The following is an 18,558-nucleotide window of genomic DNA, read 5'->3' as shown; positions in this document are numbered from 1 at the left end:
ATAGGGCCAGATTGATTCTTTTATAAATGTTACCAATAGAAGGTTTGATAAGGTTTGTAATTTAAATTACGGACAATACAGCTGATTAAGGGAACAGAATGCTGCAAAATTTAAAGGATAAATCCTTAGAATAAAGAATTTATTTAATGTAGTAGTAACTCGAATGTGAGGTGAATAAAAATGAAAGTTCAATTTTATGATATAGGTTCAGTAAATGAAGAGGATTTAAAATTTGTAGTTATAAGTGCTATTTATAAGGATCAGTGGATATATGTAAGATATAAAGATCGAAAATCCTGGGAAATTCCCGGTGGACATAGAGAACCTGGAGAACTAATTATTGAAACCGCTAAAAGAGAGTTATTTGAAGAGACAGGATGTGAAAAAGTTGATTTAGTTCCAATTTGCGACTATTCAATGGATGATTCTGTTAGTATGATTTTTGGAAGGTTATACTTTTCGAAGGTAAAGGAAATGGGCCGATTGCCAATATCAGAAATTGATGAAGTGAAATTATTCGATAATCTCCCTAATAACCTTACTTATTTAGAGATTCAACCAAAATTATTTGAAAAGACACTTACTTTCCTTGAAGATGTTTGCAATTAAAGTAACAGGTATTTAAGGTAATATGCCCCTGAATACCGCATTTGGTGCATTTTCATTATTCAACAATAGGGCGCATTTCTTTAATAAGGAAGCGAAGACGATTCGTTAGGGGACTTGACGCTCGAAGATTTAGGATTAAATGATTTATTAAATGAAGAAAATCCGGTGAGGGAAAAGGATAAAAAAGAAGATATTGTTGCAGCTTTAAATGAATTTGATTTTACCTTATAGATAAAATTTAGCACTAAGTGTAAAAAATTTTAACACCAATTTAACACCAACATCGATTTAAGTATAAAAAAAACACCCTCACCATTTCTAGTGAGGGTGCCCATAAACCATTGCTGGTATGCGCTTTATGTAAGCAGCCACATTGCCGTAGTTATTATAGAAAGTTTTAAACCACCACTCCTCAAAGTGGGTGTTCGCAAAAGTATTCCTGTCTATCCCAAGGTCAAAAGAGCTCGGGCACGCCATTCCAACTTCGATGTAAAACTCCCTGTATAAGTATAAAGGTTAAAACTTAATATTCGTACGTACAACGTAGCCTTATTGTTATAATATATTATCTGTTTTTCTTATGCAATAAAGCTTGTTTGAAGAAAAAAGTCAAATTATATGCTACTCCAAAATCGTTTTAATCGTAATTTCAGTCTTCCGCCCAAACGTCACATAGTACTTCGTTTCATAATATATTGGAGCATAACCAACCTTTTTCCCGTCACTATTATTAAATTTCTCATTCATCACAATCGTTACGTTACTGTAATTCAGTGATTCCTTATTTAATCGCTGTTGAATTTCCTTTGTGAGCTGTAAAAATTGTTCCTTCGTTTCCCCATTGTAATAAGCGGTATCAATATAGAGAAATGGTGCGATTGGTACAGGGACTTCTGGTTGCCACGTTGGCGTTTCTTTCGTGAAACCAATTGGTACACTAATAGTATAGCTCGCACTTACCGAAATCGGTAAACCTTTTAATAGTTTATTTACATAATCAGAGCCTTCTTTATTCCATAGTTCAGTCGTTTCAGTATCGGTAGAATCTGCGTGTAATGTCACGTATTCTACACTTGTTGGAAAAAGTCCATTTCCAACTTCCAATGTGTACGCCCAATTTTGCGCATGCTCCTCACTGTAATACATTAAGTCAAAGGCATATGTGCCATTTTTAAAATTGTAATGACCGTCTTGTAGTGTGTAGTTGCCTTCAGGATATTGAATTTTTAAATAATCCTGCGCAGAATTTTTTGCAATCATTTTCGAAATAAAATTGCCATTAAAACTTACGTAAAAAAATAAGACAACAACAAGGATGAGTGCTGCTGGCACGATATATAGCCATTTTTTCATAGGTGCTGCTCCTTTCTAAATGCCTTTAATAATAAGGCAACGACAATCAAGCCTAAAACCGCAAAAACTGTATGAAGAATACCAGTGAAAATCCCACCTAAAAGGGTATTGAAAAGCATTTCGATTGTCGAGTTAAAATACTGCATTTGTTCGATATACCAAGCTGAAACGGAGTGATAGGAATAAATTGTTTCGTAAATGGTCCAAATAAATATAGGAATAAAAGCGAGTAATATTGTAAGCCATACGCTTCGGTAAAAATAGTACGCAACAGCGCCTAATATAAAATACGATAAAATAAAGGCAAAGCTTTCATTTAGCATAGATGTGTTAATTGCGAAAATAAATGATAGTAACACAAATAATAGCTGATAAATTGTTAGCTTCACTTGTGCAGAACGCATCATTGCGTCAGCTGACTTATGTTTGGGTATGGAGGGAAATACTTCTAGCTCAATATTTGTAAGCCGATTACATTTTTCACAGCTTGCTATATGTGCCTCTATCCATTTCTTTGTTTCGTCTTGTACTAAATTTTCCTCAAATAAAGGTAATAAATCCTCTACAATTTTACACTCTTTCACCTTGTCATTCCTCCTCCCGCTGTAACTTCATTTTTTGGCGATGAAATGTGACACGAACGTAATTTTCGCTTTTTCCAATGAGCTGGCCGATTTCACTAAACTGAAGTTCACCTAAAAGGCGTAGTAACATAATGTCCTTTACCGGTGGTTCAAGTAGTTGAATTTTTTCAAGAAGTTTTTTAGCCTCGAGCTTCCATTCAACGAGCTGCTCGGTAGAATGGAAAACGCTTGAAGGTTTCTCGCCAAGCTTTTCAAGCAATGATTTTTCATACTTTTTTGAACGATAATACTTTTTTAATAAATGGTTGGCAATGCTAAAGAGCCAAGTAGCGAGCGAAGAATCGCCTCTATATGTGTGAATCGATTTCGCTGCCTCGAAAAAGACATCCTGAGTTAAGTCTTCGGCGGTGGTCGAATTAGATGTTTTAATATAAAAGAACGCAAATAATTTTGGCTGTATTTCTCGATAAATTTGCGCTAACTGTTCCAATCGATCACCACCATTTTAGTTATTCTATATGTATAGTACCTTGAAAAAGTTTTTCGTTACAAAAAAAGACAAAATAAAAAAGCCTTCCGTAATGGTGGGAAGTCTTCCTGTTATCATCAGTTATGTTGCGATAGTACATTTGTTGTTAATTCGGCAATATTAATCACGGTTTTTTCAGTAACGACATCTGCTAATATTTCGTGGCGGAAATAGTCGACGCTTACGGGTAAATTAATATGAAGCAATTTACTAAGTGCCGTCTCATACATATGCACGAATTCACTGTCGGTGTTCCCACGCTTTAATTCGGCAAAAGACTCATAAAATTGATCGAGTTTGTCGGCGAATTCCAAGAGTCGGCCTTCAATCGTTCCGTCCTTTCCTTCCTTCATCCGTTCAAGAAAAATTTGTTGCAGATCAGATGGTATTTCTTCACGTATAAATTTTTCCATCATTTTTTCTTCGACATGCGCAAGCATTTGCTTTAATTCTACACTTGCATGTTTGACTGGAGTCTTAATGTCTCCGATAAATACTTCTGCAAAGTCATGGTTAATCGTTTTTTCATATAATGATTTCCAATCAATCGTACTGCCAGCACGTTCTTCAAGAGTTGCAAAAAACATCGCATATTGGGACACTTTCCATGAATGGGCAGCAACATTGTGCTCCTCAAACTTAAAGCGACCAGGGCAACGAATAATTCGTTCTAAATCATTTAAGCTTGTAAAAAATGTATGAATGCCGATAAAAAATCACTCCTTTAATTATCCACCATATTTTCATTCTACTATTTGTTATACCCGAAAAATGACTTTTTAACAGTTCTTAACGGAAGTTTAACAGTAACTTCATATTAAAGAAAACACGAGTTGCGTTAAGTGCGAAGGGCAACTCGTGATTTCTTTTAAACTTGTACGTCGATTGTCTGTCCTTTGTAAGGATGTGCTGCTGGAGCTGCTTGCTGCTGAGGTAAGTCTTCCATCATTTGGACAACACCTGCTGCGCCAGTATTCATTGCTTTGTCTAAAATACTCATTTGCAAAGTTTGTTGAAGAGATGCAAGTTGCGCTGACATCATTGCATTAATTTCCATAATTATCCCTCCTTTCCTTCTATATCGGCCATTGAGGTTACAATTCGATATCGATTGAGATTGTCTTGTAATACTTACGAAAACTATTTCCCATTTATATTATGTAAATTTACTGTATTTACACTATAAATTATGAAATTTTGATAATTACAATTCAATTTATGTTATTTCTATCCAATATTTTTGCAATATTCTTGTAATGAAGCATACATAAGTACGTCACCTTCCTGCAATATGACTCAGGTAAAGTGAGGGCATAGCTAAAAGATTGATATACGGCTAGCACGCAATTCAGAAATAGTGCTCTTAAAGAGGAAGGCTGCTTAAAAGCGACGCATCGTGCGATAATGGCTGACTAATCCACCATTTGTGGAACTAAGTATAAAGCCGAAGACCAAATTCCGCTGAACCGGAATTAATTATAGAAACAATCGGAGGAAAACGGATATGAAGAATAATAAAATAATAGCTTTAACGGCTGCTTTATCAATTACAGCAACAGGTTTTGTTGCAACAAATGCTTCAGCGGAAAAATATACAATTCAACCTGGTGATACACTATATAAGATAAGTAAGAAGTTTGATACAACAGTAGAATCATTAAAAGAAATCAACCATTTAACAAGTGATTTAATTTTTGCAGACGATATGTTAGAAGTAAGCTCGAACGGGAAATTTTATATTATTGAGCCAGGCGATACATTATCTACAATCGCAGCAGCTCACAATGTAACAGTGAAGCAATTGCAGGCTTGGAATGGTATAAATACTGACTTAATTTATGCAGGTGAAACGTTATTAGTTTCAGGACCATCAAAGGAAGTCATTGTTGCAACCGAAAAAAAAGAGCAAACAACTACAACGCAACAAGCAACGAATTCAGCAAATACCACGCCAACGTCAGCTCCTACAACACAAGCTACAAGTAATGTGGCAAAAAAGATAACGGTAGAAGCAACAGCTTATACAGCATATTGTTCGGGTTGCTCTGGTGTTACAACGGATGGCACGAATTTACGTGAAAATCCTGATTTGAAAATTATATCTGTAGATCCTAATGTCATCCCACTAGGCTCAAAGGTATGGGTTGAAGGCTACGGAGAAGCCATTGCTGCAGATACAGGAGGGTCCATTAAAGGCAATAAAATTGATGTCTTTATCCCAAGTGATAAAGCTGCCAATGAGTGGGGACGTCGTACTGTGACAGTCAAAATTTTAAATTAAACGGATTTTAATCAACCGCTTAGTATAGACTGAGCGGTTTTTTAATGGACGTATAAATTCCTTTGCTCTTTGGAAATACTTTCGTTAAGGAGGGAATTTATGCGAAAGATAATTGTTATAATGACGAGTGTTCTTTTATTAAGTGGCTGCAATTGGTTTCAAAAAGAATCCTTGCCTGTAAGTGCCCCAGAGACGTTAGCTGCGAAAGCACTAATGTATAACACAAATAAAGAGCTTATAGGGGAGGTCACATTCCAAGAAACCGAAAAGGGTGTTGAGCTTGCTGCCGTAGTGAACAATTTAACACCGGGTGTACATGGAATTCATATTCATGAGGTAGGAAAATGTGATCCACCAGATTTCACTTCAGCAGGAGCCCATTTTAATCCAACTAATAAGAAACACGGTGTTGAAAATCCTTTAGGTCCTCATGTTGGTGATTTACCGAATATTACGGTGGATGATAATGGACAAGTAGAGTTGAATTTTGTAACGGCTGACTTCACATTGAAAAAAGGAGAGAAAAACTCACTTTTTGATGAGGATGGAAGTTCCCTTGTCATACATGAAAAGGCAGATGATTATAAAACAGATCCTGCAGGTAACTCTGGTGCGCGCATTGCATGTGGGGTAATCGAATAAACTGTGCTCAATATTGAGTACAGTTTTTTTATATTCATATACTAAATTCCACTTTTAGTTCACCATCAACAAAATAATATAATTTGCTTTATTTATTCCACAAAATCAATTAATACCTTCGGATATTATTATTTCAAATAAATTACATATAGAATAAATTGTATTTTTACAGATTATTTAAGCGTAAAATAGAATATAAAAAACTATTATATTTTACTTAATTTTCAATATTATTTGACTTTTAAATATTGATGTATGTAAAATAAACCCATACCTAACGGTGAGGGGGATTTATTCATGTTCAAATCAAAAAATAGGCTTTTCTTGATGCTAATAAGTGTATTGATCTTAGTTCTAGCTGCATGTGGTACCGACGACGAGACGGCATCAACTGATGAAGAATCAACAAATGGTTCTGATACTAATTCAGCGTTAGACTTTGGCAATGTTAAGTTAATGAGTGTGTTAACAGGTGGGACACAAGGTACTTACTATCCATTAGGTGGTACATTTGCAGATTTAATCACATCTGAAACAGGAGTTAAAACGACTGCTGAGGTGTCACAGGCTTCAGCTGCTAATATGACAGCGTTAGCAGAGGGTAATGGAGAAGTGGCATTCGTACAAACGGATATTGCTTACTACGCAACAAATGGAACGATGATGTTTGACGGGAAAGCAATCGATTCTGTTGTCGCATTAGGTGCGTTATATCCTGAAACAGTTCAATTAGTAACATTAGCGGACTCAGGTATTAAATCGTTTGCCGATTTAAAAGGTAAAAAGGTTTCAGTAGGTGCACCAGGTTCTGGTACTTACGCAAATGCTGAGCAATTATTAGAAATCCACGGTTTAACAATGGATGATATAAAAGCACAAAACTTAGACTTTGGTGAATCAACAGACGGTATTCAATCTGGTCAAATTGATGCAGCGTTTATTACGGCTGGTTACCCAACTGGTGCAGTAGAGGCATTAAATGCAACAAATGGTGTTTATATCGTGCCAGTTGAAGCAGATAAAGCAAAAGAACTAATCGAGAAATATCCATACTATGCAGTGGATAACATTCCTTCAGGTACATACGGCTTAGAAGCAGATGTACCAGCTGTATCTGTAGGTGCGATGTTAGCGGTTAAGAAAGATCTTCCAGATGACTTAGTTTATGCCATGACAAAAGCAATTTACGACAACACAGATAAAATCGGTCATGCAAAAGGTTCATTTATTAAAGCTGAGACTGGCTTAGACGGAATCGGTATTGAGGTACACCCAGGTGCACAACGATACTTTGATGAAGTGAAGTAGTAACTAAAGCAAGGGCCTCTGTTGCAATTCGCTTCAGAGGTCTTTTTTGATAGAAAGGATTATTGGATCTTTCAAATTAGGTGATGTAATGAAAAAAGGTTGTTTTTTTTTTCCTATATTAGTGGGTATTGTATTATACTTTACGCCTTTTCAACAAAGTATAACATTTACTGAAACACGAACCGAGCAACCATCCCGTTATTTTGTTCCGTTAAAGGGTGAAGATGAGTTTCAACTTATTTTTACGCATTCAATCCATTTAACAGATGTTATTGAAAGCTACAAGGTTTTATCTACTAATGAATTGCAATTGTTATCGATGGAATATTCAGATGTAGCGATTGGAATGCCAAGCTATGCTGAACAAGGGCAGACTTTACAATATGAAAATGGCGTCTATACATTACGTTATGAGGATGCAAAAATTAAGGAATTTACGCTACATATTGGTGATGTTGATTATAAGCTGAATGTATTTTATAAAGGTGAAATCATTTCGTTAAAGGAGCAGCTAACACGTGGGAAATCCTATGTCGTGCAAGTTCAAAATCTATCATTCTACCAAAAAATGAAAGGAGTCCAATTATATGAGTGAAAAAATGGGAGCAACAAGCTCTGAAGAGTTACATGAAAGTCTTTCGGTAGAAGAACAGCAAAAGCTACTTGAAAAATTTGATATTGAATCGAATCAACGTAGTCCGCAGAGCATAATGAAATACGTCGTTTATTTTGGGTTATTAGCATTTGCATTATTTCAATTGTATACGGCTATTTATGGACAATTTCCGGCACAAATTCAGCGTACTGTTCACTTAGGGTTTGCGTTAACCTTTGTGTTCTTATTATTCCCTGCAAGTCGAAAACTGTCCAAAAAGAAAATACCGATTTACGATTATGCTTTAGCACTTATCGCGATTTTTGTCGGAAGTTATTGGGTAATTCACTATGATCGTCTCGTTAAAAGTTTAGGAAGCTTAGAGACGTTAGATTTTTATGTTGGATTATTTGCTATCATATTAGTTTTAGAGGCAGCGCGTCGAGCGGTAGGTCTACCGATTACAATTATTGCCTCCTTATTTTTACTATATGCCTTTTTCGGACCGTATTTACCGGATTTTTTAATGCATCGTGGTCAAAGTGTGGACGCTATTGTTAATTTGATGTTTTTCTCAACGGATGGTATTTTAGGTACGCCACTAGCCGTTTCAGCCACGTATATTTTCGCCTTCTTATTATTTGGGGCATTTTTAGTTAAGACAGGTGTAGGGGAATACTTTAACGATTTAGCGATTTCAGTGGCTGGTAAATTAGTTGGAGGTCCTGCGAAAGTAGCAATTTTCTCTTCGGCATTACAAGGGACGATTTCTGGAAGCTCAGTTGCAAATGTTGTAACATCAGGGTCTTATACAATTCCTCTGATGAAGCGTCTTGGCTATGAGAAAAACTTTGCAGGTGCAGTTGAAGCATCTTCGTCGACGGGTGGTCAGTTAATGCCACCAATTATGGGAGCTGCAGCCTTCTTAATGGTTGAATTTATAGGTCGTGGTGTCACGTATTGGGATATTGCTAAAGCAGCAGCTATTCCAGCGTTGCTATATTTTGCAGGGATTTGGATTATGACACACTTTGAAGCGAAGCGATTAGGCTTACGTGGTTTAAAGGATGAAGAAATGCCTGATCGTAAATACATTTTTAAAAAGATTTATTTATTAATTCCGATTGCGTTAATTATCATTATTATGATGTTTGGTGTACCGGTAATTCACTCGGCATTATACGGAATATTAGCTTGTATCGTCGTTGGATTTATTAACCCAGATGTACGCTTTGGCTTAAAAGAAATTATCGATGCAATGGTTGATGGAGCACGTACAGCGTTAGCGGTTGCTGTCGCTACTGCTTGTGCGGGTATTATCGTCGGAGTTGTTGTAAAAACTGGATTAGGTTTATCACTAGCAAACAGTTTAGTAAAGCTTGCTGGTGGTAGCATTATTATTACTCTATTCTTCGTAATGATCGCATCTCTTATTTTAGGGATGGGGGCACCAACTACTGCAAACTACGTTATTACGTCTACAATTGCAGCGCCAGCGATTATTACACTACTTGCGCCAGATGTACCGATGAGTGCAGCACCAATTGTTGTGTTATTATCAGCTCACTTCTTCGTATTCTATTTCGGCATTATTGCGGATATCACGCCGCCAGTTGCGCTTGCCGCCTTTTCTGCTGCGGCCATTTCAGGAGGGGACCCGATTCGAACGGGTGTACACTCAGCAAAGTTGGCGATTGCAGCGTTTATTATTCCGTATATGATTGTTTTCTCGCCAGCATTACTTATGATTGACGTAACGTTATGGCAAGTCAGTTGGGTTGTCTTTACGGCAATACTAGGTATGATCGCGATTGGCGCCGGCGTAATTGGTTATTGGTACCGTCCGATTAACTGGATTGAACGTATTATTTTAATCGCAGCTGGTATTGCGATGATTTACCCAGAATCGATTTCAGATACAATTGGATTAGTTGTATTTGGTGTAATGTGGGTGCTACAAATGATGTCAAAAAATAAAGCCAGTGATTCGAAAATAGCTACTTCTTAAAAATAGATCAGTACGTGAGAAAGTGACGTACTGATTTTTTTATTTCTCTTTCGTAATGAGAAAGATGCTTAAGTCAGGAGTTAAAGTGTCCAAAAAGGGGTAATTGATTTGTGTAAGTGAATAGCTACTATTCGTATGAAAGGGTTCTAATGCATCTTGAAATTAGATAGGTTTTATACTTATTATGCATAAATAGGATATATCAATTGATTCAAATTAAAATCACTCGTATGATAGTAGTAATTAAAAATTCTGAAAATTAAAGGAGAGTGAAATTGATATGACATCAATTTTAAAGTCAATGTTAGCAACGTATATTTTGGATGAAGAAATGGATTTAGATGTGACAGAACAAATGGAAGAAGAAGTAGAAGAACTGCGTAATCAGTATCCGATTGGATTCTTTTCAAGTTTATAAGGAGTGTTAAATTGTATATGTTGAAAATGACATGGTGGAAAACGGCGTAAGTACCCGAGGATGGGCTTAGGCCGTTTTATTTTGTTTAGGCAACTATAATGATTAAAACTTGTTATGTAAGGTATAATAAAGTATCAAATAAAACTCGAGGTGCAGTACATGTTAGCGGTAAAGTCGACGGAAGAAATGATTTATGAATGGTTTCACTATTTTCATAGTTATCCAGAGGTAAGCTGGAAAGAACACAATACAACACAGAAAATTGCCGACATTTTAGATGCGATGCAGGTACGATACAAACGTTTTGAGGATGTTACAGGTCTTGTAGCTGAAATAGGTGAAGGTGACGAGGTCATTGCGGTTCGTGCCGACATTGATGCACTTTGGCAAGAAGTCGACGGTGTTATGCAGGCGAATCACTCATGCGGGCATGATGCGAATATGTCGATGGTGTTAGGTGCACTTGCTCAGTTAAAAAATGAGCCATTAAATAAACGTATTCGATTTATTTTCCAACCTGCTGAAGAAACAGGCGGGGGCGCACTTGCAATGATTGAACGAGGGGTAATGCAAGATGTTACGTACTTATTTGGTGTTCATTTACGACCGATTGAGGAGTTGCCTCTTGGGAAGGTGGCACCAGCCATTTACCACGGCTCAGCAGCATTTTTAAGTGGTACAATTACAGGTGTTGATGCTCACGGTGCACGTCCACATCAAGGAAATAATGCGATTGACGTTGTCGTTGCTATTCAGCAAATGTTGAAAAATATTTATATTGATCCATCTGAAGTGTATTCAGCAAAAATGACGAAGATCGTGGCGGATGGGGGAAGCGTTAATATTATCCCAGGTAATGCGAGCTTCTCAATCGATGTCCGTGCACAAAAAAATGAAGTATTAGCCCTTGTGCAGAGCTATATAGATAAAGGATTAAAGCAAATAGGTCAGCTATTTTCAATCGATGTTAATTGGACATGGGTAGATGTTACACCAGGCGCGGAAGTCTCTATAGATGCGGCGAGTGTAGCACATCGTTCGATTGTCGAAGCGCTTGGCGAGGAGGCATTAGCTTCTCCTGTTGTTACGCCGGGAAGTGATGATTTCCATTTTTACACGATAAAAAACCCTCAGCTAAAGGCGACAATGATTGGCGTAGGGGCGAATTTAGCGCCAGGTTTACATCACCCGAAAATGACATTTGATCATCGAGCATTAATCGACGGTTCAAAGGTCGTCGCGACTACATTAAAAAATATGGCGGGTAAATAATAAAAAGCGATGCTGCTTGTGTGATGCGGCATCGCTTTTTATTATGTTATCCAACATCGACTGCCCGTAAAGGCCCGATTGGTGAAGACTACCACTCAGTGGCAAAAGGCACCACTGAGTGAAGTTTCACTTTATCCCGCATAAACGGGCAGTAAAAAATGAGAGCTTGACTGCCCGTAAAGGCCCGATTGGTGAAGACTACCACTCAGTGGCAAAAAGCACCACTGAATGAAGTTTCACTTTATCGGACAAAATCCGCAGGGCATTAATCCGGGGATGTCTTTTGAGAAGCAGCAGCTTTTACGAACGGGGCTGTTAATAAGCTGAGATGGATTTTTCCCACCAGTATAGTTAAAAAACAGCGATTTATCAGAGAAATAACGCCATATATTTTTGTCCTCGAGCATTTCTAAATCCTCAAAGGCTCGATCTGCTAGCGCTGGATTTTCCAACAACGTATGGTAGTGCCAAAGCATGTAACCAAAAATATTTTCCCATAAAGTAAGAGGAGAAATAGTTGTTGTTTTGCGAAGCTGTGTAATAATGATGGAGGCTTTATATAATAGATCTGCCATAACACGCTCGCGCTCCTCATCCTCTACATAACGAAAGTCATTTGCATTTATATACATACCAAGCGTATGAATGCCAAATTCGTTAATGATGGCAAAGCGAATATCTTCAGGCTTTCCATCCCAAACCTCATCATAGGTTGCAAGCATATAAAATTGCATTGCTACAAACATCCCGTAACGGCGGCCGAAATGCGAAATAGCTGCGGCCTCAGTAGCGGCATTCGTAACACCCATCATTAAATTTCGGAAATCAGTTAAATAAAAATCCTTATGCAAATTGGCAAGTGTAAACAGCGGACGATCCGGCTCTTCTGTGAAAATACTGTAGGAATTTAGTTGTCGAATTTGATCATAGGAAAGTGCAGGCATTACTATCACCTTTTCTTAAAAAATAATTATTTTCTTTTACTATAACATTTCTCTTCACAAACGAGGTGAAAAACGCTAAAATAAACAAAACATATAAGAAAGGTTGGTATTTGTATGTCAAGACCGATTTCGATTCCCCGTCCACTTGTACGTGTGAATCAATGGACGATTTTTAGTTCTGTTGTTTTAACGTGGCTAACAGGGTACTACTTAATTTTAGCAATTCCTCTAATCGCTAATTTACTAGGCATATTCACGGGGTTTAATCCAATTATGCGATTTGCTAAATTATTTTTAAAAAAAGAGATGAAAGAATATATTCCTGAAGATTCTCAGCAACAAACATTTAATGCAACGATTGCATCAAGTTGTTTAGCTGGCGGATTAATCGGTTATATAATGAACTGGCCGATACTTGCGTATAGCTTTACGATTATGGTGGCAGTTGCTTCCTTTGTTGCGATACTAGGCTTCTGTATTGGTTGCTTTATTCATTTTCAGTGGAAGCAGTTTATGTATCGACGTTCGTTAAAAAATTCTTAAAAATATTAGTGAAAGTTATTGACATTGATACTGATAATCATTATCATTATAAATATAGCAAGAACTTATTTGTAATTCAGTACAAATAAGACTGAACTAACCATCTTTTCTCCAGGAGCTGGTTAGCGCAGGATAGCGTTCTAAACCCCCTCATTTAGAATGTAAGTTTGACGATGGAAGTCAGACAAAGAATTTTTTCACCCTTTATATTTTTCTTCTAAGTTATTCTTCCTTTTGGAAGGCCCGTTATTGGGAGCTGCCCGAAAAGTCAGATTAAAATCTGGTTTTAAGGCAGCTTTTTTACATAGTTCTTATTTTCTAATCCTTCTATTCTAGACTGTTTTGAACAGCTTTAAGCATTTTTCAAGTGGTCGAATTTTACGAGAAAACATATAGATTGACAATATACCTATAGGGGTATATTCTATAAAGAACCGAATTATCGGTCCAGTAAGTGAACATACTTTATGTTATTAAGTAGAACAATATTAATATTTTTTGGAGGTTATTTATTATGGCAATTGTACATGCAACAGATCAAACATTTGAAAAAGAAATTATGAACGGCGTCGTTTTAGTAGACTTTTGGGCAGCTTGGTGTGGCCCTTGTAAAATGATTGCACCTGTTTTAGAGCAAGTAGATGCAGAAATCGGAAACGAAGTGAAAATCGTAAAGGTTGATGTAGATGAAAACCAAGTGACAGCAGCACAGTATCAAATTATGTCGATCCCGTCATTACTTGTATTTGTAGACGGAGAAGTAAAAGGGAAAACAGCGGGCTTCATGCCAAAAGAAGCCTTAATCGATTTCATTCGTCAATATAAATAAGAAAAAGAGCCGTATACAAAAAAGTATATGGCTCTTCTTATCTAACTCAAAAAAGAAGGGGGCTACGATATGAATCCATGGGATCAAAAGTTTAAAGAAGAAAAGTTCATTTATGGCACCGAGCCAAATCGCTTTTTAAAAGAGCAAGTAAGTGTTTTAAAAGAAGTTACAAGTATCGCATGCTATGCAGAAGGTGAGGGACGTAATGCGGTTTTTTTAGCACAAAAAGGGAAACAAGTAACAGCATTTGACTATTCGAAAGAAGGTTTACAAAAGACGCTAAAGCTAGCGGCTGCGAATGATGTTCACGTAGAAACACAATTAACCGATTTGATAGAAGATGAACTAGAGCTTAACCAATTTGATGGAGCAGTTATGATTTTTGGACATTTTTCAAAGCAACATCAATACGAAGTTTTAGATAAAATTATTGCTTCTATAAAGTCTGGCGGGGTATTTTTACTTGAAGTGTATGAGGATGGGCAATTAAATTATGAGACAGGTGGTCCACGTTCACTTGACTATTTATATAATGAACAACAATTAGCAGATTGGGCAAATAATTTTGAGCGGTTACACTTTTATAGTGGCGAAGTCGAACGAATTGAAGGCATCGGTCATACAGGGGTATGTAAAGTATTGCAACTAATTATAAAAAAATAAGAAAGAGCGATAACTTATAATTCAACTAGAGGCTTTGACAAGTATAAAAGCCTCAGCTTTTTTGGCTATAGAGAATTTATTTTTTTAAAAAAAATTTATTGTTGACATATACCCCTATGGGTAGTAATATTGGTATCAGATAACACATACTAGTTATCTAACAAAAAGAATTATATACCTCTAACGGTAGGATTATTGGAACAGATGATGAATTTAACCAAGAGGGGTGAGATAATGCAATATGATGCAAAGGTTACTGCTCGAATGAAGAAGATTGAAGGTCAACTTAGAGGTATTTTACGCATGATGGATGAAGAAAAAGAGTGTAAAGAAGTGATTACACAGTTAAGCGCTGTTCGCTCGGCTGTTGACCGTACAATTGGCGTTATTGTCACAGATAATTTGGTTGGATGTTTAGCAAAAGAAGATGCCGAATCATCATTTGATAAAAATGCTATAGTAATGCAAGCAGTAGATCTATTAGTGAAGAGTCGGTAAAGACTTTTTATTTTTGAAATAAAAAATACCTATAGGGGTAAGGGGATAATATGGAAAAGAAAAGAACAACAATTGTTTTATTTAGTGGAGATTATGACAAGGCAATGGCAGCGTATATTATTGCAAATGGTGCAGCAGCATATGATCATGAAGTAACAATTTTCCACACATTTTGGGGCATTAATGCATTACGAAAGCAAGAGCCGGTAACAGTAAAAAAAGGCTTCTTAGAAAAAATGTTCGCTAAAATGATGCCACAAGGCGCTGAAAAGCTAGGGTTATCAAAAATGCAAATGCTAGGTATGGGTCCAAAAATGATTAAGCATGTTATGGAGAAACATAATGCTTTAACATTAACACAGTTAATCGAAATGGCGCAGGAGCAGGATATTAAACTTGTGACATGTACGATGACGATGGATTTACTTGGACTTCAAAAAGAAGAATTATTGGATGGCATTCAGTATGCTGGGGTTGCTGCATATTTAGCAGATGCAGAAGAAGGCAACGTAAACTTATTTATTTAAGAGGTGACCTATGGAAACAGCAATAATAATTGCCGTAATCGTTGCATTTTTTGCTTGGCGTATGTTACCAACAAAAGGTGTAAATAATATATCAACAGCACAGCTTAAAACAATTATTAATGATAAAGATAAAGTTTTTATCGATGTACGTACACCAGGTGAATATAAAGCACGTAATGTAAAACAATTTAAAAATATTCCACTTGGATCCGACTTTTCGAAGCTACCAAAAGATAAAGAAATCGTGGTCATTTGTCAAAGTGGTATGCGCTCGAAGCAAGCGTGTAATCAATTAAAAAAATTAGGGTATACAAAAGTAACGAATGTCCGTGGTGGCATGAGCGCTTATTAGGAGGAATTAAACATGAAAACAATTTTACCTGCAGAAGTACAGCAAAAGTTAGAAGCTGGTGAAGCTTTACATTTAATAGATGTACGTGAAGTAGCAGAAGTAGAAGAAGGACACATTCCTAACATCATTCATATTCCACTCGGCTTACTGGAATTCCGTATGCATGAACTAGATAAAAAAACGCCATACATTATGGTTTGCCGTTCTGGTGGTCGTAGTGGTCAGGCTACAGCATTCTTAGAAGCACAGGGCTTTGATGTGAAAAATATGGTGGGCGGAATGCTAGAGTGGACAGGCGAAGTAAAATAAGTTTTAAAAAATATACCTTTGTGGAGGTTTCAAATGATTAAATCAGACGTACAATTAGACGCAAAGGGCTTAGCCTGCCCAATGCCGATTGTCAAAACAAAAAAGGCGATGAACGATGTTGCTGAAGGGCAAGTATTGGAAATCCAAGCAACGGATAAAGGTTCTGTAGCCGATTTAGCTGCGTGGTCTAAAACAGTTGGTCATCAATATATTGGAACAAATGAAGAAAATGGTGTGTTCTATCACTATATACGTAAATGTAATCCAGAAACAAGCGATGCAGCGGAAAAGTCATTTGAGCATACCATTTCAAACGAAGATGCTGTTAACGGCGAAGGCTTAATTTTAGATGTGCGTGAAGCAGCAGAGTATGCTTTTGGTCATATACCAGGTGCAAAATCTATTCCAATGGGTGAATTAACTCATCGTATAAATGAATTAGATAAAGCACAAACTATTTATGTCATTTGCAGAACAGGTACACGCTCAGATTTAGCTGCACAGCAATTAGCTGAAGCAGGTTTCACAAATATCTATAACGTCTTACCTGGTATGACAGGCTACACAGGCGAATTAAAGAAAGAGGTACAATAAAATGTCAAATAAAGTAGCAATTATCGCAGCAAATGGTGGGCTTTTTGATGCCTATAAAGTATTCAATATCGCAACTGCAGCAGCAGCTTCAGAAAAGGAAGTAGCGATCTTCTTTACATTTGAAGGTTTAAACTTAATTCATAAACAAGGTATGAATGCCCTTGAAATGCCAGCAGGAAAAGAGCACTTTGCAGAAGGCTTTGCCAAAGCACAAGTACCTGCAATTCCACAATTAGTAGAGATGGCACAGGAGTTAGGTGTGACATTCATCGCTTGCCAAATGACGATGGATGTAATGGGCTTAACGAAGGAAGATTTTGTAGATGGTATTGAAGTAGGTGGGGCTGTGACATTCTTAGAATACGCGAAAGATGCAGCACCAACATTAACTTTCTAATGATTAGCAGTCGCTATTCATATATTTAAATTCTTATCCAATGGTTCTGGTAGCTAGCCTAGCTTATGCTACCTGTTCCAAAAAAATTTAATTAAAATTATACCTATGGGGGTAAAAGTAAATGACAGTAACAGCATGGACTGCTGCACAAGTTGCACGCAAAGTAATTGATAACAAAGAATTATTTATTTTAGATGTACGTAATGCAGATGCCTTTGAAGATTGGAAAATCGATGGTCATAAATTTGAATATTTAAACATCCCATACTTTGAATTATTAGAAGGTGTGGAAGAAATCTTACCAAAAATCCCTACAGATAAAGAAGTATTAGTTGTTTGTGCGAAGGAAGGTTCATCTATCATGGTGGCAGAAATGCTAGCTGATGCAGGTCATAAAGTTGCCTACCTTGAAGGTGGTATGAAATCATGGTCAATGTATCTTGAGCCAATTAAAGTAGGCGATCTAAATGGTGGTGGTGAATTATACCAATTTGTACGCTTAGGTAAAGGCTGTCTTTCTTACATGGCAATTAATGATGGTGAAGCAGCAATTATTGACGCAGTTCGCTTCACAGATGTATTCACAAAATTTGCAGAAGAAAAGGGCGTAAAAATTAAGCACGTGTTTGATACACACTTACATGCTGACCACATTTCTGGTGGTCGTCATATCGCAGCAGCAACGGGTGCAACGTATTATTTACCACCAAAAGATGCAGAAGAAGTTGTGTTTGACTATGCACCATTAACAGATGGATTAACAGTACAACTTGGTTCATCAAAAATCGAAGTAGGCGCACTGTACTCACCAGGACACACAATTGGCTCAACATCATTTGTAATTGATGGCAAGTATCTTTTAACAGGTGATATTTTATTCATCGATTCAATTGGTCGCCCTGACTTAGCAGGTCTTGCAGAAGACTGGGTAGGTGACTTACGCGAAACATTATACCGCCGTTACCGCACATTAGCAGAGGATTTAATTGTACTACCTGCGCACTTCATGATTATTGAAGAATTAAACGAGGACGGTACTGTTGCAAAACGTTTAGGTGATTTATTCGCTGAAAACCACGGATTAAATGTTGAGGATGAAGAAGTATTCCGTAAGATGGTAACAGATGGTCTTCCACCACAACCAAATGCATATCAAGAAATTCGTATTGTAAATATGGGTAAAGTAACACCAAATGATGAAGAACAAACGGAAATGGAGATTGGACCAAATCGTTGCGCAGTACGCTAATAGAAAAGGACCAGTAGATACAAATCCATTAAGTCATGCTTTATGCCTGACACC

At 37.0% G+C, this 18,558-nt stretch carries 24 protein-coding genes and 1 other RNA gene; 18 read left to right on the top strand and 7 right to left on the bottom strand.

The features are described 5' to 3' along the window. The first annotated feature begins 180 nt into the window (after positions 1 to 180). Positions 181 to 609, top strand: coding sequence for an NUDIX hydrolase (locus MKZ17_RS18350; RefSeq protein ID WP_340725167.1), 429 nt, complete (start codon positions 181 to 183; stop codon positions 607 to 609). Between the two features lie 361 nt (positions 610 to 970). Here the strand turns inward: MKZ17_RS18350 and ssrS are convergent. The 6 genes from ssrS to MKZ17_RS18320 form a co-directional block, all read right to left on the bottom strand. Then, positions 971 to 1,162: non-coding RNA, 6S RNA (ssrS, locus tag MKZ17_RS18345), on the bottom strand. Between the two features lie 68 nt (positions 1,163 to 1,230). Further along, a complete protein-coding gene (locus tag MKZ17_RS18340) occupies positions 1,231 to 1,962 on the bottom strand; it encodes a YfjL-like protein (RefSeq protein WP_340725166.1) in 732 nt (243 codons plus the stop codon). Continuing rightward, positions 1,959 to 2,546, bottom strand: a complete 588-nt coding sequence (locus MKZ17_RS18335) for a zf-HC2 domain-containing protein (protein WP_340725165.1) — start codon at positions 2,544 to 2,546, stop codon at positions 1,959 to 1,961. The genes MKZ17_RS18340 and MKZ17_RS18335 overlap by 4 nt, the downstream gene beginning before the upstream one ends. Before the next feature lie 4 nt (positions 2,547 to 2,550). Beyond that, on the bottom strand, positions 2,551 to 3,036 hold the full coding sequence (locus MKZ17_RS18330; protein ID WP_340725164.1) for an RNA polymerase sigma factor: 486 nt from the start codon (positions 3,034 to 3,036) through the stop codon (positions 2,551 to 2,553). 116 nt (positions 3,037 to 3,152) lie between these two features. Continuing rightward, on the bottom strand, positions 3,153 to 3,785 hold the full coding sequence (locus MKZ17_RS18325) for a YfbR-like 5'-deoxynucleotidase (RefSeq protein ID WP_340725581.1): 633 nt from the start codon (positions 3,783 to 3,785) through the stop codon (positions 3,153 to 3,155). Between the two features lie 158 nt (positions 3,786 to 3,943). Further along, positions 3,944 to 4,132, bottom strand: a complete 189-nt coding sequence (locus MKZ17_RS18320) for a putative motility protein (protein ID WP_340725163.1) — start codon at positions 4,130 to 4,132, stop codon at positions 3,944 to 3,946. A gap of 447 nt (positions 4,133 to 4,579) precedes the next feature. On the opposite strand from MKZ17_RS18320, the gene MKZ17_RS18315 reads away from it, so the two are divergent. From MKZ17_RS18315 to MKZ17_RS18285, 7 genes are all read left to right on the top strand, one after another. Next, on the top strand, positions 4,580 to 5,356 hold the full coding sequence (locus MKZ17_RS18315) for a LysM peptidoglycan-binding and 3D domain-containing protein (protein WP_340725162.1): 777 nt from the start codon (positions 4,580 to 4,582) through the stop codon (positions 5,354 to 5,356). A gap of 99 nt (positions 5,357 to 5,455) precedes the next feature. Further along, positions 5,456 to 5,998, top strand: a complete 543-nt coding sequence (locus MKZ17_RS18310) for a superoxide dismutase family protein (protein WP_340725161.1) — start codon at positions 5,456 to 5,458, stop codon at positions 5,996 to 5,998. Between the two features lie 297 nt (positions 5,999 to 6,295). Continuing rightward, complete coding sequence (locus tag MKZ17_RS18305) at positions 6,296 to 7,306, top strand: TAXI family TRAP transporter solute-binding subunit (protein WP_340725160.1); 1,011 nt, start codon at positions 6,296 to 6,298, stop codon at positions 7,304 to 7,306. A gap of 46 nt (positions 7,307 to 7,352) precedes the next feature. Continuing rightward, the gene (locus MKZ17_RS18300; protein ID WP_340725159.1) at positions 7,353 to 7,901 is read left to right on the top strand and encodes a DUF1850 domain-containing protein; all 549 of its coding nucleotides are present in this window, start codon (positions 7,353 to 7,355) and stop codon (positions 7,899 to 7,901) included. Then, positions 7,894 to 9,909 (top strand): TRAP transporter permease, encoded by a 2,016-nt coding sequence (locus tag MKZ17_RS18295; protein WP_340725158.1) that lies wholly within the window; start codon positions 7,894 to 7,896, stop codon positions 9,907 to 9,909. The genes MKZ17_RS18300 and MKZ17_RS18295 overlap by 8 nt, the downstream gene beginning before the upstream one ends. Positions 9,910 to 10,189: 280 nt before the next feature. Next, the gene (locus tag MKZ17_RS18290) at positions 10,190 to 10,327 is read left to right on the top strand and encodes a hypothetical protein (RefSeq protein ID WP_340725157.1); all 138 of its coding nucleotides are present in this window, start codon (positions 10,190 to 10,192) and stop codon (positions 10,325 to 10,327) included. 159 nt (positions 10,328 to 10,486) lie between these two features. Continuing rightward, positions 10,487 to 11,599 (top strand): amidohydrolase, encoded by a 1,113-nt coding sequence (locus tag MKZ17_RS18285; protein WP_340725156.1) that lies wholly within the window; start codon positions 10,487 to 10,489, stop codon positions 11,597 to 11,599. A gap of 236 nt (positions 11,600 to 11,835) precedes the next feature. Here MKZ17_RS18285 and MKZ17_RS18280 read toward each other — a convergent pair whose 3' ends face one another. Continuing rightward, entirely contained in the window at positions 11,836 to 12,543 is a 708-nt protein-coding gene (locus tag MKZ17_RS18280; RefSeq protein WP_340725155.1) for a Fe-S oxidoreductase, read from the bottom strand. Positions 12,544 to 12,657: 114 nt separating this feature from the next. Between MKZ17_RS18280 and MKZ17_RS18275 the strand changes: the two genes are divergently transcribed. The 10 genes from MKZ17_RS18275 (at position 12,658) to MKZ17_RS18230 (ending at position 18,504) form a co-directional block, all read left to right on the top strand. Continuing rightward, complete coding sequence (locus MKZ17_RS18275; protein WP_340725154.1) at positions 12,658 to 13,086, top strand: DUF4395 domain-containing protein; 429 nt, start codon at positions 12,658 to 12,660, stop codon at positions 13,084 to 13,086. A gap of 514 nt (positions 13,087 to 13,600) precedes the next feature. After that, positions 13,601 to 13,915: a thioredoxin gene (trxA, locus tag MKZ17_RS18270; RefSeq protein ID WP_340725153.1), complete on the top strand. Its 315-nt coding sequence runs from the start codon at positions 13,601 to 13,603 to the stop codon at positions 13,913 to 13,915. Positions 13,916 to 13,984: 69 nt separating this feature from the next. Next, positions 13,985 to 14,578, top strand: coding sequence for a class I SAM-dependent methyltransferase (locus tag MKZ17_RS18265; protein ID WP_340725152.1), 594 nt, complete (start codon positions 13,985 to 13,987; stop codon positions 14,576 to 14,578). Between the two features lie 234 nt (positions 14,579 to 14,812). Next, positions 14,813 to 15,076, top strand: a complete 264-nt coding sequence (locus MKZ17_RS18260) for a metal-sensitive transcriptional regulator (RefSeq protein WP_340725151.1) — start codon at positions 14,813 to 14,815, stop codon at positions 15,074 to 15,076. A gap of 50 nt (positions 15,077 to 15,126) precedes the next feature. After that, positions 15,127 to 15,603 (top strand): DsrE/DsrF/DrsH-like family protein, encoded by a 477-nt coding sequence (locus MKZ17_RS18255; protein WP_340725150.1) that lies wholly within the window; start codon positions 15,127 to 15,129, stop codon positions 15,601 to 15,603. 10 nt (positions 15,604 to 15,613) lie between these two features. Further along, a complete protein-coding gene (locus MKZ17_RS18250; protein WP_340725149.1) occupies positions 15,614 to 15,955 on the top strand; it encodes a rhodanese-like domain-containing protein in 342 nt (113 codons plus the stop codon). 12 nt (positions 15,956 to 15,967) lie between these two features. Then, positions 15,968 to 16,264: a rhodanese-like domain-containing protein gene (locus tag MKZ17_RS18245; protein ID WP_340725148.1), complete on the top strand. Its 297-nt coding sequence runs from the start codon at positions 15,968 to 15,970 to the stop codon at positions 16,262 to 16,264. A 33-nt stretch (positions 16,265 to 16,297) separates the two neighbouring features. Then, positions 16,298 to 16,858: a sulfurtransferase TusA family protein gene (locus tag MKZ17_RS18240; protein WP_340725147.1), complete on the top strand. Its 561-nt coding sequence runs from the start codon at positions 16,298 to 16,300 to the stop codon at positions 16,856 to 16,858. 1 nt (position 16,859) lies between these two features. Continuing rightward, entirely contained in the window at positions 16,860 to 17,255 is a 396-nt protein-coding gene (locus MKZ17_RS18235; RefSeq protein ID WP_340725146.1) for a DsrE/DsrF/DrsH-like family protein, read from the top strand. Positions 17,256 to 17,376: 121 nt separating this feature from the next. Beyond that, positions 17,377 to 18,504, top strand: a complete 1,128-nt coding sequence (locus MKZ17_RS18230; protein WP_340725145.1) for an MBL fold metallo-hydrolase — start codon at positions 17,377 to 17,379, stop codon at positions 18,502 to 18,504. Positions 18,505 to 18,558: the final 54 nt, after the last annotated feature.

Source organism: Solibacillus sp. FSL R7-0682, from assembly GCF_038005985.1.
Lineage (GTDB): Bacteria > Bacillota > Bacilli > Bacillales_A > Planococcaceae > Solibacillus.
This window is presented reverse-complemented; position numbering and strand designations above follow the sequence as displayed.

Excerpts from the sequence above, each read along its gene's own strand:
- MKZ17_RS18350 (WP_340725167.1), top strand. The coding sequence starts at position 181 with ATGAAAGTTCAATTTTATGATATAGGTTCAGTAAATGAAGAGGATTTA.
- MKZ17_RS18340 (WP_340725166.1), bottom strand. The coding sequence starts at position 1,962 with ATGAAAAAATGGCTATATATCGTGCCAGCAGCACTCATCCTTGTTGTT.
- MKZ17_RS18320 (WP_340725163.1), bottom strand. The coding sequence starts at position 4,132 with ATGGAAATTAATGCAATGATGTCAGCGCAACTTGCATCTCTTCAACAA.
- MKZ17_RS18315 (WP_340725162.1), top strand. The coding sequence starts at position 4,580 with ATGAAGAATAATAAAATAATAGCTTTAACGGCTGCTTTATCAATTACA.
- MKZ17_RS18310 (WP_340725161.1), top strand. The coding sequence starts at position 5,456 with ATGCGAAAGATAATTGTTATAATGACGAGTGTTCTTTTATTAAGTGGC.
- MKZ17_RS18305 (WP_340725160.1), top strand. The coding sequence starts at position 6,296 with ATGTTCAAATCAAAAAATAGGCTTTTCTTGATGCTAATAAGTGTATTG.
- MKZ17_RS18295 (WP_340725158.1), top strand. The coding sequence starts at position 7,894 with ATGAGTGAAAAAATGGGAGCAACAAGCTCTGAAGAGTTACATGAAAGT.
- MKZ17_RS18290 (WP_340725157.1), top strand. The coding sequence starts at position 10,190 with ATGACATCAATTTTAAAGTCAATGTTAGCAACGTATATTTTGGATGAA.
- MKZ17_RS18285 (WP_340725156.1), top strand. The coding sequence starts at position 10,487 with ATGTTAGCGGTAAAGTCGACGGAAGAAATGATTTATGAATGGTTTCAC.
- MKZ17_RS18280 (WP_340725155.1), bottom strand. The coding sequence starts at position 12,543 with ATGCCTGCACTTTCCTATGATCAAATTCGACAACTAAATTCCTACAGT.
- MKZ17_RS18275 (WP_340725154.1), top strand. The coding sequence starts at position 12,658 with ATGTCAAGACCGATTTCGATTCCCCGTCCACTTGTACGTGTGAATCAA.
- trxA (WP_340725153.1), top strand. The coding sequence starts at position 13,601 with ATGGCAATTGTACATGCAACAGATCAAACATTTGAAAAAGAAATTATG.
- MKZ17_RS18265 (WP_340725152.1), top strand. The coding sequence starts at position 13,985 with ATGAATCCATGGGATCAAAAGTTTAAAGAAGAAAAGTTCATTTATGGC.
- MKZ17_RS18260 (WP_340725151.1), top strand. The coding sequence starts at position 14,813 with ATGCAATATGATGCAAAGGTTACTGCTCGAATGAAGAAGATTGAAGGT.
- MKZ17_RS18255 (WP_340725150.1), top strand. The coding sequence starts at position 15,127 with ATGGAAAAGAAAAGAACAACAATTGTTTTATTTAGTGGAGATTATGAC.
- MKZ17_RS18250 (WP_340725149.1), top strand. The coding sequence starts at position 15,614 with ATGGAAACAGCAATAATAATTGCCGTAATCGTTGCATTTTTTGCTTGG.
- MKZ17_RS18245 (WP_340725148.1), top strand. The coding sequence starts at position 15,968 with ATGAAAACAATTTTACCTGCAGAAGTACAGCAAAAGTTAGAAGCTGGT.
- MKZ17_RS18240 (WP_340725147.1), top strand. The coding sequence starts at position 16,298 with ATGATTAAATCAGACGTACAATTAGACGCAAAGGGCTTAGCCTGCCCA.
- MKZ17_RS18235 (WP_340725146.1), top strand. The coding sequence starts at position 16,860 with ATGTCAAATAAAGTAGCAATTATCGCAGCAAATGGTGGGCTTTTTGAT.
- MKZ17_RS18230 (WP_340725145.1), top strand. The coding sequence starts at position 17,377 with ATGACAGTAACAGCATGGACTGCTGCACAAGTTGCACGCAAAGTAATT.